We start from the raw sequence: 15,304 nt of genomic DNA, 5'->3' as shown, positions 1-15,304 counted from the left end.
TTATGATAAAATATATGAGAAAAAGTTTATAAAAATTTTATGATTTCACTTATTTTTCTTGTAATGGAGGTAGGCATTTGCTACAATAAATGGGAGAAAATATTTTATACTAATGGAGGATGTATTATAATGAGTGAAGAAAATTTCAACACTGAAAATGGAACGAATGAGCAGACATATAGCCAGCCACAGCAGACATATAGTCAGCCACAGCAGACATATAGTCAGCCACAGCAGACATATAGCCAGCCACAGCAGGCATATGAACAGCCACAGCAGAATTATGACCAGCAGGCTTATAACCAGAATCAGCAGTATGCACAGCAGAACTATGGTTATGACCAGTCCCAGCAGGGATATGGAACTTATCAGCAGCCACAGCAGCAGGCATATGGAAGCTTCGACCAGACACAGTATGGTTACAACCAGCCGGCTTCATCCGGAAAAGGAATGGCAATTGCATCCATGGTACTGGGAATTGTATCCATCCCGGCAATTTGTTTCTGGATTGTAGGACTTCCTTGTGCAATTGTAGGATTAATTCTTGGTATTCTTTATAATAAGAAAAACGAGCATTCACCAATGGCAACAGCAGGTATTGTCTGCAGTATTATTACCATTGCACTTCTGGTGCTGGTACTTATCCTGTACATCGTTGGTGCAGTATCATTAAGTTCTTTGGGATATAGCTACTATTATTAAAAAGGAATTGGTGAAGCAGAATGTATCCAGATAACAGGAATCCATATCCGTTGAATCAAAATCAGAATCCGCAGTATGGGAATCCATACCCGCCGAATCAGAACCAGAATCCGCAGTATGGGAATCCATACCCGCCGAATCAGAACCAGAATCCGCAGTATGGGAATCCGTACCCGCCAAATTACAATCAGCGTCCGGCAGATAACCGGAAAGAGGAGCCGGGAAAAGGTTTCGCAGTTGCATCCATGGTGTTGGGGCTGATTTCACTGGTATTATTTTGCACCGGAATCAATATTATAACTGCAATTCTGGCAATTGTTTTTGGAATTATACATCTGGTGAAACAAAAACAGAACCCTGGAATGGCAGTTGCAGGTATTGTAACAGCTGTAGTTGGTATACTTGCATTTGTAACGTACTGGCTTTTGATTATTCATGCAGCAGGCAGAACCAGTGGGCCGGATGAATTCCTAAGACGTTATGAATATCAGTTTGATGGTGAAATGAAAGCACCGGATGACTATCAGGATTTAGAGGATTATCTGCAGCATAATTTTGAGAATTTTTAAGAAGAACATAAGAAGCATTGAATGGAGAATCAAATCTGTTCAGTGCTTTTTGCTTCATTTACCTGGAAATACCGGAAAGTAAAAGGAAAGCACTAACCGTTGAAAAAAATAGTGCTTGACGCACAGACACACAAGTGTAATAATACAATAGTACAATCAAGACGATAACTGAAAGGAGAAGTTATGGAGGAGATTATGAAGGTAAAGGGTCTCAATAAGACCTTTACATTATCCCAGAAACAACAAAAGATTGAGAAAACCAATGAGAAGAAGCGAATTGCAGTGCATGATTTATCATTTACTTCTTATCGGGGAGAGGTGTTTGGACTGCTTGGACCAAACGGAGCCGGAAAGACAACCACACTTCGTATGCTGGCAACACTGATTAAACCGGATTCCGGAGATGCTGTTTTAGATGGCAGCAGTATTGTTAATGCACCGGAAGAAGTACGTGGCAAGATCGGCTTTCTGACCAGTGAACTGAAATTAGAGGGCTTTTTTACACCAAATTATTTATATAATTTCTTTTCGGATTTATATGGAGTAGAGCCGGCTGTCCGGGATGAAAGAAAGAAGAGACTTTTTGACCGCTTCGGCATCACACAGTTTGCAGAAGTGAAAGTAAAGGATATGTCTACCGGTATGAAACAGAAGGTTTCTTTGGTTATTTCCTTAGTCCATGACCCGGAAATCATTATCTTTGATGAACCGACCAACGGCCTTGATGTTCTGACAGCCAAAGTAGTAACGGATTTCCTGTTAGAGCTTAAGAAAGAAGGAAAGAGCATCATCGTTTCTACCCACATTTTCAGCCTGATTGAGAAAATCTGTGACAGAGTCGGAATTATCATCAAGGGAGAAATGATTATCTGCGATACATTAGAGGCAGTGAAAAATGGCAAATCATTAGAAGACAGATTCTTTGAAATCTATGAAGAAACGGTAGGTGAAGCAGAATGAGAAACAATCTTATGACAATTATAAAGAAAGAACTTGCCCGCTTCTTCGGGGATAAGAGAATGGTATTTACGACTATTTTAATGCCAGGCTTACTGATTTATATCATGTACAGCTTCATGGGCAGCGGACTGACCTCCAGATTTGAAGCAGAAGAGGATTATACTTACCGTATTTATGCAGAAAATATGCCATCCTCGGTTTCAGCCATGATAAAAGGCAGTGACATCAATGTGGAATATTTAGACCGGGATGGTGTCAGCGAAGAGGATATGAAGCAGGCGGTAACCGATAAAGATGCGGAAATGCTGATGGTATTTCCGGAAAATTTTGAAGCAGATGTACTGGCATATGACAGCATGACTGCTACCACACCGGCTCCGCAGGTAGCCTTATATTATAATTCCGCAGATACCGAATCCACGGCATGTTATCAGATTATGGCTTCTGTATTAGATGGATATGAAGCTTCTATGGCAAATAAGTTCGATGTCAACAGCGGTGACGAAGAATATGACCTTGCCAGCAAGGAAGACAGCACCGGACAGATTTTCTCCATGATGCTTCCAATGCTGCTTATGATATTCCTTTTCTCAGGATGTATGGCAATTGCACCGGAATCCATAGCAGGGGAAAAGGAGAGAGGAACTATTGCTACCTTATTGGTAACACCGATGAAACGTGGACAGCTTGCCATGGGTAAAATCATCAGCCTTGGTATTATCGGACTTTTAAGTGGAATTTCCAGTTTTGTGGGTACCATGTTATCCCTTCCAAAATTAATGGGAACAGAATCCAATGCAATGGATGCCAGCGTATACAGCGTCACCGATTATATCCTTTTATTGCTGGTGATTCTTACCACAGTATTGGTACTGGTTGGAGCATTAGCTGTAATTTCAGCATTTGCAAAGACAGTAAAGGAAGCCGGTTCCATGATTATGCCGCTGATGGTTGTGGTAATGGTAATTTCCATTACATCCATGCTTGGAAGCGGAGCACCGAAGGAATTTTACTGGTATCTGATTCCTTTCTATAACAGTGTGCAGGGCATGACCGGAATTTTTGATTTCTCCTACAGCGGAATCAATATTGTGGCATGTCTTGTCAGCAACCTTATTTATACCGGTATTTTATCAACGGTACTGGCGAAAATGTTTGGCAGTGAGAAAATTATGTATTCCTAGAAAAAAATACTAGACAAATAGCTTTTATAGGACTAAAATAATGAAAAAACATAGAACAATAGAAAGCTATAACACCAGGTTATAACATCTATTTGCGACAAATGAATGGAGGATGTTATTATGGAAAAGAAGGACTTAGACTGGTCTAATCTTGGATTCGGTTATGTAAAGACCGATAAGAGATATGTATCAAATTTCAAAAACGGAGCATGGGATGAGGGAGCTTTAACCGATGATGCAGATATTGTATTGAATGAATGCGCGGGTGTATTCCAGTATGCACAGACCGTATTTGAAGGATTGAAAGCATATACAACAGAGGATGGACATATCGTTACTTTCCGACCTGACTTAAATGCAAGCCGTCTTGCAGATTCAGCACGCAGACTGGAAATGCCGGTATTCCCGGAAGAGCGTTTTGTAGATGCAGTACAGAAGGTAGTAGAAGCAAATGCTGCATACGTTCCACCATATGGCTCCGGTGCAACACTTTACATCAGACCATACATGATGGGAACAAATCCTGTAATCGGTGTAAAACCAGCGGATGAATATCAGTTCCGTATGTTCTGTACACCGGTAGGACCATATTTCAAGGGCGGCGCAAAGCCAATTACCATCCGTGTCAGTGATTATGACCGTGCAGCACCTTGCGGAACCGGTAATATCAAAGCTGGTCTGAACTACGCAATGAGTCTTCACGCAATCGTAACTGCACATGCAGACGGATTTGATGAGAATATGTACTTAGACCCTAAGACAAGAACTAAGGTAGAAGAGACAGGTGGAGCAAACTTCATCTTCGTTACCAAGGATAATAAACTGGTTACACCGAAGTCAGATTCTATTCTGCCATCCATTACACGTCGTTCACTGGTATATGTTGCAGAACATTATCTTGGAATGGAAGTAGAACACAGAGAAGTATACTTCGATGAAGTAAAAGACTTCGCAGAGGCAGGACTTTGCGGAACAGCAGCAGTTATTTCTCCAATCGGAAAGATTGTTGACCACGGCAAAGAAATCTTAATTCCAAGTGGAATGGAAGAAATGGGACCTGTAACAAAGAAACTTTATGATACTCTGACCGGAATCCAGATGGGACGTATTGAAGCTCCGGAAGGATGGATTAAGAGAATCCTGTAAGAGACATATTGTAAATGAAACATAAGAAACACGCATTGCGGGTTTCTTACATAAACGAGAGGCGGTATCCGGAAGGATGCCGCCTCGTTTTGTGTTGCTCAGTATTTGTAAGAAGCTGCCAGAAATCTGTAAGAACTCCCGGTGGTAGCATCTTTAGATATAGAAAATTTGAAAATAGGAATTGACATTTAAAAATACAGGTTCTATACTTATTAAGAATATGAAAAGACGATGACGAAGAGAGTAGTTTCCATGGAAAGTCAAAGAGAGCCGGGGCAGGTGGAAACCGGCATGAGTAAATGGAAAATGAAAATCACTTCCAAGTTGCAGTTCGAACAGGCAAAGCTGCGTTAGTAGAAACTGACGGATTTCCCCCGTTATGGGAACGTATATGCGAAGCAGAAAGCTTCAAGTATGTTGTAACAAGGTGGTTAGAAACGACAGGCGCGCGTCCTTATTACAGGACGGCGCCTTTTTTACTTTACAGGAAATTGCTTTCCTGTAAAGAAAAAAACGCTCCGCGAGGATGCACACTGCGGCGTATAAGGTAGATGTCGCAAGCGACCGCCGCAGGCGCGAGAATGTGCCAAGGCACATTCTTTTTTACGCGGCTAGCGAGAAACTGAAATTTTAAGGAGGACTAACATGTACGAAAAAGTTTCCCCAAATCTGAATTTTGTGGACAGAGAAAAGCAGACTGTAGAATTCTGGAAAGAAAATGACATTTTTAAGAAAAGTATGGAGAACCGGAAAGAAGGCGAGACCTATACTTTCTATGATGGACCGCCAACTGCAAATGGCAAGCCACATATCGGTCACGTATTAACCCGTGTTATCAAGGATATGATTCCAAGATACCAGACCATGAAGGGCAAATATGTCCCACGTAAAGCCGGATGGGATACCCATGGACTTCCGGTAGAGCTGGAAGTAGAAAAGCTTTTAGGCTTAAACGGAAAAGAGCAGATTGAAGAATATGGTATGGAGCCATTCATCAAGAAATGTAAAGAATCCGTATGGAAATACAAAGGAATGTGGGAAGATTTTTCAGGAACCGTTGGATTCTGGGCTGATATGGATAACCCATATGTAACCTATGATGATAATTTTATTGAATCTGAGTGGTGGGCTCTTAAGAAAATCTGGGATAAGAAGCTGTTATACAAAGGTTTCAAGATTGTTCCTTACTGCCCGAGATGTGGAACTCCGCTTTCTTCCCAGGAAGTAGCACAGGGATATAAGACGGTAAAAGAACGTTCCGCAATCGTAAGATTCAAAGTAATCGGAGAAGATGCATATTTCCTGGCATGGACCACAACTCCATGGACACTTCCATCTAACGTTGCACTTTGTGTAAACCCGGACGAGACTTACTGTAAAGTAAAAGCTGCTGACGGATATACTTATTATATGGCAGAAGCACTGTTAGATAAGGTACTTGGCAAATTTGCGGATGAAGAAAATGGCGTAAAAGCATATGAAGTATTGGATACTTTCACAGGAAAGTCCTTAGAGTACAAGGAATATGAGCCATTATTTGACTGCGCAAAGGAAATCTGTGAGAAACAGCATAAGAAAGGCTACTATGTAACCTGTGATACTTATGTAACCATGACAGATGGTACCGGTATCGTTCACATCGCACCTGCATTTGGTGAAGACGATGCCCAGGTTGGCCGTAGATATGACCTTCCATTTGTCCAGTTAGTAGACGGAAAAGGAGAACTTACCAAAGAGACTCCATATGCCGGTGTATTTGTAAAGAAAGCAGACCCAATGGTATTAAAAGACCTGGAAGAAAAAGGACTACTCTTTGATGCACCAAAATTTGAACATGAATATCCGCACTGCTGGCGTTGTGATACTCCTCTGATTTACTATGCAAGAGAATCCTGGTTCATTAAGATGACCGCAGTAAAAGAGGATTTGATCCGCAATAACAATACCGTAAACTGGATTCCGGAATCTATCGGAAAAGGACGTTTCGGTGACTGGCTTGAAAATATTCAGGACTGGGGTATTTCCCGTAACCGTTACTGGGGAACTCCGCTTCCTGTATGGGAGTGTTCCTGTGGACATCAGGAGTGTATCGGAAGCCGTGCAGAATTAGCAGAGCGCAGTGGTAACCCGGATGATGCCAAAGTAGAATTACATCGTCCATACATTGATGCAGTAACCTTCAAGTGCCCGGATTGTGGCGGCGAAATGCATCGTGTACCGGAAGTAATTGACTGCTGGTTTGACTCAGGAGCAATGCCATTTGCACAGCATCATTATCCATTTGAAAATGAAGACCTCTTTAAACAGCAGTTCCCTGCACAGTTTATTTCCGAGGCAGTAGACCAGACCCGTGGATGGTTCTATTCCCTGATGGCAGAGTCTACCTTATTATTTAATAAAGCACCATATGAAAATGTTATCGTATTGGGACATGTACAGGATGAAAATGGACAGAAGATGAGTAAGTCCAAAGGAAATGCCGTTGACCCGTTTGATGCATTAGAGACTTACGGAGCAGATGCAATCCGCTGGTATTTCTACATCAATTCTGCACCATGGCTGCCAAACCGTTTCCATGGAAAGGCAGTACAGGAAGGACAACGTAAATTCCTTGGAACACTTTGGAATACTTATGCATTCTTCGTGTTGTATGCAAATATTGATGAATTTGATGCAACCAAATATACACTGGATTATGAGAAACTTTCCGTTATGGATAAATGGCTTCTCTCCAAACTCAATACACTGATTAAGACCGTAGATAATAATCTGGGTAATTATCGTATTCCGGAAGCTGCAAGAGCACTGGATGAATTTGTAGATGAGATGAGTAACTGGTATGTAAGACGTTGTCGTGAGCGTTTCTGGGCAAAGGGCATGGAGCAGGATAAAATCAATGCATATATGACTCTTTATACTGCACTGGTAACTGTATGCAAGGTAGCAGCGCCGATGATTCCTTTTATGACAGAAGAAATTTACCAGAACCTGGTATGCAGCATCGACAAGAGTGCGCCGGAAAGCATCCATCTTTGCGACTATCCGGTGGCAAACGAGAGCTGGATAGACAGTGAATTAGAGAAAAATATGGACGAAGTATTGAAAATCGTTGTTATGGGCCGTGCCTGCAGAAATACTGCAAACATCAAGAACCGTCAGCCGATTGGAAATATGTTTGTAAAAGCACCATTTGAATTATCCGAATACTTTACAGAGATTATCGAAGATGAGCTGAATGTAAAGAAAGTGACATTTACAGAGGATGTCAGTGCATATACTAGCTATACCTTCAAACCACAGCTTCGTACCGTTGGACCGAAATTCGGTAAATATTTAGGTCAGATTCAGAAAGCACTTGCAGAATTAGACGGCAACAAGGCAATGGCTGAGCTTAAGAGCACAGGTGCACTGAAACTTGACAGTATAAGCGACGAAGTTGTATTATATGAAGAGGATTTACTTATCACCATGACACAGCAGGAAGGTTATATGACAGAGGGTGATAATGAAGTGACCGTAGTTCTTGATACGAACCTTACTCCGGAACTTTTAGAGGAAGGAATGGTAAGAGAATTAATCAGCAAAATCCAGACAATGCGTAAGGAAGCAGGATTTGAAGTAATGGATAAAATTACTGTTTCATATAAGGCAGAACAGAAGGTAAAAGACATCTTCGCAAAATATGGAGATGAAATTGCAAAAGAAGTTCTGGCTGAGAGCGTTGTGGCTGATACGGTGAACGGATATCAGAAAAAATGGAACATTAATGGTGAAACAGTTGTGCTTGGCGTGGAAAAGAAATAAGCAGAATAAAGATAAGGGAGCGGAGCCGACAGGGGCTTGCTCCCTTTTTGCACAAAAAACACCGGAATCGAAACAAAAGGAGAACATTATGAAAAGCAAAATGTTTGAAAAGGAAACCTTCAAAAAAGAGGTAGTTGAGAACGTAAAACACCTCTATCGTAAGACAATGGATGAAGCAAGCGAGCAGGAAATTTTCCAGGCAGTATCCTACGTTGTAAAAGATGTAATTATTGACCAGTGGCTTGCAACCCAGCAGGAATTTGATAAAGCAGATCCAAAGATTGTATACTATATGTCCATGGAGTTCTTAATGGGCCGTGCATTAGGCAATAACCTGATTAACTTAACGGTATACAATGAAGTGAAAGAAGCTTTAGAGGAAATGGGAATCAACTTAAATGCCATAGAGGATCAGGAGCCGGACCCGGCGCTTGGAAATGGTGGTCTTGGAAGACTTGCGGCATGCTTTATGGAATCTTTGGCAACTCTGGGCTATCCGGCATACGGTTGTGGAATCCGTTACCATTATGGAATGTTCCGTCAGAAAATAGAGAATGGTTATCAGGTAGAAGAACCGGATAACTGGTTACAGAATGGATATCCATTTGAATTAAAACGTCCGGAATACAATTTCGAAGTAAAATTTGGTGGATATGTACGTGCAGAGGCACAGCCAGATGGAAGAACCAGATTCGTACAGGAAGGCTATCAGTCTGTAAAAGCAATTCCTTATGATATGCCAATCGTAGGTTATAACAATAATGTAGTAAATACATTGATGATCTGGGATGCAGAGCCAATGGAATGCTTCGAGCTGGATTCCTTTGATAAAGGTGATTATCATCGTGCAATCGAACAGCAGAACCTTGCAAAGAACTTAGTAGAAGTTCTCTATCCGAATGATAACCATATCGCAGGAAAAGAGCTTCGTTTAAAACAGCAGTACTTCTTTGTATCTGCCAGCTTACAGCGTGCGATTGCAAGATTTAAGAAGAATCATCCAGACATCCATATGCTTCCTGAAAAAGCAGTATTCCAGATGAATGATACCCATCCAACCGTAGCAGTTGCAGAGTTAATGCGTATCTTACTGGATGAAGAAGGCTTAGAGTGGGAGGATGCATGGAATATTACAACAAAATGCTGTGCATATACCAACCATACCATCATGGCAGAAGCATTAGAAAAATGGCCAATCGAGATTTTCTCAAGACTGCTTCCTAGAATTTACCAGATTGTAGAAGAAATCAACCGTCGTTTTGTACTGGAAATCCAGCAGAAATACCCGGGAGACAACCGCAAGGTTGAGAAGATGGCAATTGTATATGATGGTCAGGTTAAAATGGCTCATCTGGCAATCTGTGCAGGATATTCTGTAAATGGTGTAGCGGCACTTCATACAGAAATCCTTAAGAAACAGGAATTAAAAGATTTCTACGAGATGTTCCCGGAGAAATTTAATAATAAGACCAATGGTATTACACAGCGTCGTTTCTTAATGCATGGTGATCCATTGCTTGCAGACTGGGTAACCAAATATGTTGGAAAAGACTGGATTACAGACCTTTCCCGCATCAAGAGATTAGAATTCTATGCAGATGATGAGAAAGTTCAGCAGGAATTTTTAAATATCAAATATAAGAACAAGCTGCGCCTTGCTTCTTATATTGAAGAGCACAATGGTATTGAAGTAAATCCACGTTCTATCTTTGATGTACAGGTAAAACGTCTGCATGAGTACAAACGCCAGCTCTTAAATATTCTTCATGTAATGTATCTTTACAATGAATTAAAAGAGCATCCGGATATGGAATTCATTCCAAGAACCTTCATTTTCGGAGCAAAGGCAGCAGCAGGCTACCGCAATGCAAAGCTTACAATTAAATTAATCAACTCTGTCGCAGATGTCATCAACAATGATAAGTCCATCAACGGAAAGATTAAGGTTGTATTTATCGAAGACTACAAGGTATCCAATGCAGAGATTATTTTTGCAGCAGCAGATGTCAGCGAGCAGATTTCTACCGCAAGTAAGGAAGCTTCCGGAACCGGTAATATGAAGTTCATGCTGAATGGAGCGCTTACTATCGGAACCATGGATGGTGCAAACGTTGAGATGACAGAAGAAGTCGGCAAAGAAAACATGTTTATCTTCGGTATGAGCTCTGACGAAGTGATTGCTCATGAGCAGAAACGCGATTATGACCCAATGCAGATTTTCAACAATGATCAGGATGTCCGTAAAGTTCTGATGCAGTTAATCAACGGATTCTATTCACCAAATGATCCGGAATTGTTCCGTGACCTTTACAACTCACTGCTGAATACACAGTGCACACAGTACGCAGATACTTACTTTATTCTGGCAGACTTCCGTTCTTATGTGGAAGCACAGAAGAAGATTAATGCTGCATATGCAGATGAAAAAGAATGGGCTAGAAAAGCAATCTTAAATATTGCAGCTTCCGGCAAATTCTCATCTGACCGTACGATTCAGGAATATGTGGATGATATCTGGCACCTGAACAAAATCACTGTTACAGTAGATGACAAAGCAGAATAAAATTAAGAAATAAGAGCATAAGCATAAAAACAGAAAGAGGCAGCAGCCCGGCAGGGCGGCTGTCTTTTTCTGTTCAAGCAAATCAATTCTGCTCTTCCACAAGACTGCTGTAGATTATGTTTTCGGGTTATGTCTGCCGGAAAAAATTTACTTGTATTCAAAGAACTTATTTGTTACAATCAACACAAAGCATATATTCTGATTTTCGAATGGCGAAAGCCAGTCTAAATTTCTAGTATCAATTCAATGAATTCTATGCTTTTAAATTCTAATTACAATTAATAAACGCATAGTGCATTGAATAGGCGGAAGTTTAGGAAAACATGAGATATATGCAATCCTGCTTTTCACTGCATTACATGGAACATTCATCCGTAGAGAATGCTTCCACCGAGAAACTGAAAAAGTTACACCGGATGGTAACAGCAGTCAAGCGGGATGGAGAGGTAGGTCTTGCATATATGAAGAGCTTTGAGAGAGAAGAAAGAATTCGGAAACAGGGCGAAGAGGAAGGCAGAAAAGAAGGCTTGGAAGAGGGCGAAATAGTAGGAAAAACGAAGGAAGTTATAAAGCTTGGACGCAGATTCGGAAAGTCAGAGGCGGAAATTATTTTATTGCTGCAGGAGGAACTGCATATAGATAAAGATAAGGCAACGGATTTTCTGGAAAAGTATGATAAGTAAGACGATTAGAAAGAATGTGAGAATTACAGCATGAGCAACAAATTGGCGAAGCATCAGAAACAAAAAGAACGATTAACCGGAAAGCAGAAGAAAGTTCTGTTCTGGAGTTGTTTTGCTGCTTTAAGCATAGCTTTTCTGGCGGTTTGGTTAAACGTATTTTTGACGTCGAATGCACTTCACAGGCAAATGGAAGAGATGGTACTAGGAGAAGATTATGATAGAGAAGATGTAGTGATAACGGATAAAAGGAGCGAAGATGCTTCGGCAGATAATGCCATATCTCAAAATTATTTCTTCTATTATCATGGTGGCAAAACGAATGAATATAATAAGCGGATGCAGGTGCCGGAAAGTGTATATACAGAATATGAGGTGGGAGATACCATAACTGCATATACTACAGATCATATAAAATATTCTTATAATAAAGCGGGCATTCTTCCAGATAAAAAATTTAGGAACAATGAATTAATGAAAGTAGCCGGAGTGGTGCTTGGGGCTGCAATAGGTTTCCTGAGTTTGTGGGGCTTATTAAACAGAAAGATAAGTTAAAAACTATGATTTTAGGAGAAATTCAAGATGTTATATATTATGCGGCATGGAAAAACAGAATGGAATGCATTACATAAAATACAGGGAAGAGCGGATATCCCATTGAATGAAGAAGGACGCCTGATGGCGGAAAAAGCATGGGAAGAGTATAAGGATTTGCACATAGATGTGTGTTATTGTTCTCCGTTGATAAGGGCTGTTGAAACAGCACAAATTGTGTTAAAAAACCGGGAAATTCCAATAATAAAAGATGAACGGCTGATGGAAATGAGTTTTGGTGATTATGAGGGAATCGAAAACAGCTTTGCTATTCCGGATTGCCCGATTAATATTTTGTTTCAAAAGCCGGGAGAATATCACGAATCGATAGGTGGAGCAGAAACCTGGGAGGAACTCTTTGCAAGAACCGGAGCATTTTTGAAGGAAGTGATAGACCCGCAGCTACAGGAAGGTAAGGATATCCTGATTGTGGGACATGGTGCGATGAATGCAAGCATTATCTGTCAGGTGAAAGGTATGCCGATTGAGGAGTTTTGGAGTGCGGGACTTGAACAGTGTAAAATTTTGGAAGTGTAAATTGGATAGATGTTGGAATATGATAAGTGAATGGAATGGAAAAACGGAATGACATGAGTAAATTGGAGTGGACAATAAAATTAATTATTATAGTGGCTGGTTCAGTCGTTGCGGCATATGGCATTACGCTGGCGCTGTATGCGGGATTTGGTGGTGCCACCCTTGCGGTATTATGGCAGGGAATTTCAAAAACATTTCATGTAAGCATCGGTATGGCATCCATGCTGGTAGCCATAGTTATGATTGTATTTGCGTTTTTCTATGACAGGTCACAGATACATATCGGCACGATACTTTATCAGATTGTATATAGCCTTTGTGTAGATTTGTTTGCAAATGCACATGTGTACAGCACGCATATATGGGTAAATGCACTTATCATGTTATTAGGAATTGTGATTTTTGCCATAGGAACCGGATTTTATGCGGCAGCCTCCCTGGGGCGGGGTTCTTATGAGGCACTGACTTTTTCTCTTGCAGAGAAGAACAACTGGCAGGTAAAAATTGTACGAATGGTACTGGATGTCGTGATGGTTGTGACAGGTGTTATGCTGGGCGGAAAATTTGGCATATGCACCATAGTAACAATCCTCATTTCCGGACCGGTCATCCAGTTTACTGCGGCAAAAACGAAAAAGTTAATTTGTGTTGCTTGTGGCAACGACCGTTCTGATATCTAATAGAGGTATCAAAACAAAGGAGGCACATAGGACTGTCCCACTGTGCATCTTATAATTCAAGAATAACTCCTTTACCGGCATATGGAGAATGCGAAGAATAAGAAACAGACAGAGTCGGAGAGGGCAGAAGCAGAGGCTGAATTGGAGGAATAGACATGGCAGCTACAATTATTTATTTGGTAATTTCATTATTGGTTTCACTTATTTTTATCATACTTGGAATTATGCAGTATAGGTCTGAAAAACCAGTATCAATAAATACAGGAGAGAAACCACTTCGTAAAGATGAACTGACAAATGTTACGGAATGGAACCATAGACATGGCAGAAATTTTATTATTTTGGGTTGTGTGCTATTTATTACACAAGCTGTTTTTGGATATTTTATTAAAAAGCTGGATGGCGTTGTGGTTCAGGTGGTTATTTATATGATAGTTCTATTTTCTGAAATCGCATGGGTTGAGTTTGAACATAATATGATGAAAAAGAAAATGATAAAAAAGCATTGAAATAACAACTTATAATTTGCAAAAAAATGAAGGTTCCTGAGGGGCTTTACCCCGATAACCTGGAATTGACCGAGCTCTTTGAGTGAGGGATACTTCTTGTCCGAAGGGTAAGAAAGTGGAACTGAGAAGAATTAAAACAATCGGAAGTTATAAAGGAGAAACACTATGGGATTATTTGGTAAAAGCAAAAAAGAGCGAGAAAAAGAGTATATGAACAGATTAGATGTTCCATTATGTTTAAAAGAAGACTTTGAATTGATTATTGATGATGTATTTACAATTATGGGGGTTGGAACAGTTGCCACAGGAAACATATCAACAGGAATGTGTAGAGAAGGAGAAAATGCGTGTGTTTATAAAACAAATGGAGGTGTATTAGAGACTATAATTACTACCATCGATATACATACAAAAGAACGAAAATCAAATGGTTGTGGATATAAAACAGAGCATGTTGGACTTGGGTTAAGAGGAGTTTCTAAGGAACAATTAGAAAAAGGAGATAGAGTGATTGTAAAGAATGCCAATATGTATGGAATGTAATTACAAATTCCAGTTTGATGGAGAAAAAATCATTCATGCCCTATGTTATATAGTTTTTGTATGTTTTCAGGAAGACTCCTTTATATAGTTCGTTTTGCCTTCCTGATAATGTTCTTACACATAGGCGTGTAAGGAATGTTATTCCTTGATTTTTTTCATACGCCAAATCCATGAAGTCGATGAAGATAATCTTGATGTCAGGAGTGCCATTCAGTTCAATGATTCTATCAATATATTTTGCTCTCGTGATTGTTTTTATATAGGCACCCACTTTCAAAAACACAAATTTTTTTATTTTTTGAAAGTGGAAACTATGTAAAGGCAACCCGAAGGCTGCCCGGACATCAAAGCCTCTAGAAACGCTCAGAGGCTGTTTTACAGTGGGGAAAAAGAAAAAATATCAAAAAATTGATGATTAATGGTGAGCTTGTGATAGAATGAAAAAAGAGAAAAGCAGAAAGGATGTAGTTGTGGAGAATATTTGTTATGATTAGAAAGTTGCTGAACGGAGATATCGATAGAGTTGCTGACATATGGTTAAAGACAAATCTGAAAACGCATTATTTTATTTCCAATCAATACTGGAAAAGTAATTATGAATTAGTGAAAGAAATGATGTCACAATCCGAAGTCTATGTGTTTGAAGTGGATAAGATGATACAAGGATTTGTAGGACTAAATAATGAATATATTGAAGGTATTTTTGTTTCTGAAGAAATGCAGTCATGTGGCATAGGTAAGCTTTTATTGAATTATATTAAGGATAAAAAAGATAGATTACAATTAAATGTATACCAGAAGAATGCCAGAGCAATGCCAGAGCAATTTCTTTT

14 protein-coding genes and 1 pseudogene are annotated in these 15,304 nt (G+C 40.0%); 14 read left to right on the top strand and 1 reads right to left on the bottom strand.

Going from position 1 to position 15,304, the window contains the following annotated elements:
• Nucleotides 1-129 precede the first annotated feature (129 nt).
• The 13 genes from DW059_RS16555 (at nucleotide 130) to DW059_RS12940 (ending at nucleotide 14,471) form a co-directional block, all read left to right on the top strand.
• Nucleotides 130-702: a DUF4190 domain-containing protein gene (locus DW059_RS16555; RefSeq protein WP_242986260.1), complete on the top strand. Its 573-nt coding sequence runs from the start codon at nucleotides 130-132 to the stop codon at nucleotides 700-702.
• Between the two features lie 20 nt (nucleotides 703-722).
• A complete protein-coding gene (locus DW059_RS12995) occupies nucleotides 723-1,271 on the top strand; it encodes a DUF4190 domain-containing protein (protein ID WP_117699086.1) in 549 nt (182 codons plus the stop codon).
• Between the two features lie 183 nt (nucleotides 1,272-1,454).
• Nucleotides 1,455-2,231: an ABC transporter ATP-binding protein gene (locus DW059_RS12990; RefSeq protein ID WP_117699085.1), complete on the top strand. Its 777-nt coding sequence runs from the start codon at nucleotides 1,455-1,457 to the stop codon at nucleotides 2,229-2,231.
• Nucleotides 2,228-3,415: an ABC transporter permease gene (locus DW059_RS12985; RefSeq protein WP_117699084.1), complete on the top strand. Its 1,188-nt coding sequence runs from the start codon at nucleotides 2,228-2,230 to the stop codon at nucleotides 3,413-3,415. Before DW059_RS12990 ends, DW059_RS12985 begins: the two co-directional genes overlap by 4 nt.
• Before the next feature lie 120 nt (nucleotides 3,416-3,535).
• Nucleotides 3,536-4,561, top strand: coding sequence for a branched-chain amino acid aminotransferase (locus DW059_RS12980; protein WP_117699083.1), 1,026 nt, complete (start codon nucleotides 3,536-3,538; stop codon nucleotides 4,559-4,561).
• 645 nt (nucleotides 4,562-5,206) lie between these two features.
• Nucleotides 5,207-8,365: an isoleucine--tRNA ligase gene (ileS, locus tag DW059_RS12975; RefSeq protein ID WP_117699082.1), complete on the top strand. Its 3,159-nt coding sequence runs from the start codon at nucleotides 5,207-5,209 to the stop codon at nucleotides 8,363-8,365.
• Nucleotides 8,366-8,453: 88 nt separating this feature from the next.
• On the top strand, nucleotides 8,454-10,928 hold the full coding sequence (locus DW059_RS12970) for a glycogen/starch/alpha-glucan phosphorylase (RefSeq protein ID WP_117699088.1): 2,475 nt from the start codon (nucleotides 8,454-8,456) through the stop codon (nucleotides 10,926-10,928).
• Between the two features lie 323 nt (nucleotides 10,929-11,251).
• On the top strand, nucleotides 11,252-11,611 hold the full coding sequence (locus DW059_RS12965) for a hypothetical protein (protein ID WP_147326056.1): 360 nt from the start codon (nucleotides 11,252-11,254) through the stop codon (nucleotides 11,609-11,611).
• A 30-nt stretch (nucleotides 11,612-11,641) separates the two neighbouring features.
• The gene (locus DW059_RS12960; RefSeq protein ID WP_117699080.1) at nucleotides 11,642-12,163 is read left to right on the top strand and encodes a hypothetical protein; all 522 of its coding nucleotides are present in this window, start codon (nucleotides 11,642-11,644) and stop codon (nucleotides 12,161-12,163) included.
• 27 nt (nucleotides 12,164-12,190) lie between these two features.
• Nucleotides 12,191-12,739: a histidine phosphatase family protein gene (locus tag DW059_RS12955; RefSeq protein ID WP_117699079.1), complete on the top strand. Its 549-nt coding sequence runs from the start codon at nucleotides 12,191-12,193 to the stop codon at nucleotides 12,737-12,739.
• Between the two features lie 35 nt (nucleotides 12,740-12,774).
• Nucleotides 12,775-13,419 (top strand): YczE/YyaS/YitT family protein, encoded by a 645-nt coding sequence (locus DW059_RS12950; protein WP_330408425.1) that lies wholly within the window; start codon nucleotides 12,775-12,777, stop codon nucleotides 13,417-13,419.
• Between the two features lie 155 nt (nucleotides 13,420-13,574).
• The gene (locus tag DW059_RS12945) at nucleotides 13,575-13,928 is read left to right on the top strand and encodes a hypothetical protein (RefSeq protein WP_022243417.1); all 354 of its coding nucleotides are present in this window, start codon (nucleotides 13,575-13,577) and stop codon (nucleotides 13,926-13,928) included.
• Nucleotides 13,929-14,093: 165 nt separating this feature from the next.
• Entirely contained in the window at nucleotides 14,094-14,471 is a 378-nt protein-coding gene (locus DW059_RS12940; RefSeq protein WP_021748087.1) for a translation elongation factor Tu domain protein, read from the top strand.
• A 117-nt stretch (nucleotides 14,472-14,588) separates the two neighbouring features.
• On the opposite strand, the pseudogene DW059_RS12935 reads toward DW059_RS12940, so the two are convergent.
• Nucleotides 14,589-14,766, bottom strand: a pseudogene (locus DW059_RS12935) (ATPase); the annotation flags it as partial.
• 191 nt (nucleotides 14,767-14,957) lie between these two features.
• Between DW059_RS12935 and DW059_RS12930 the strand changes: the two are divergent.
• The coding region (locus DW059_RS12930; protein WP_117699078.1) for a GNAT family N-acetyltransferase at nucleotides 14,958-15,304 on the top strand (347 nt) is incomplete at its 3' end.

The organism is Roseburia sp. AF42-8, from assembly GCF_003435965.1.
GTDB lineage: Bacteria > Bacillota > Clostridia > Lachnospirales > Lachnospiraceae > Roseburia_C > Roseburia_C amylophila.
This window is presented reverse-complemented; position numbering and strand designations above follow the sequence as displayed.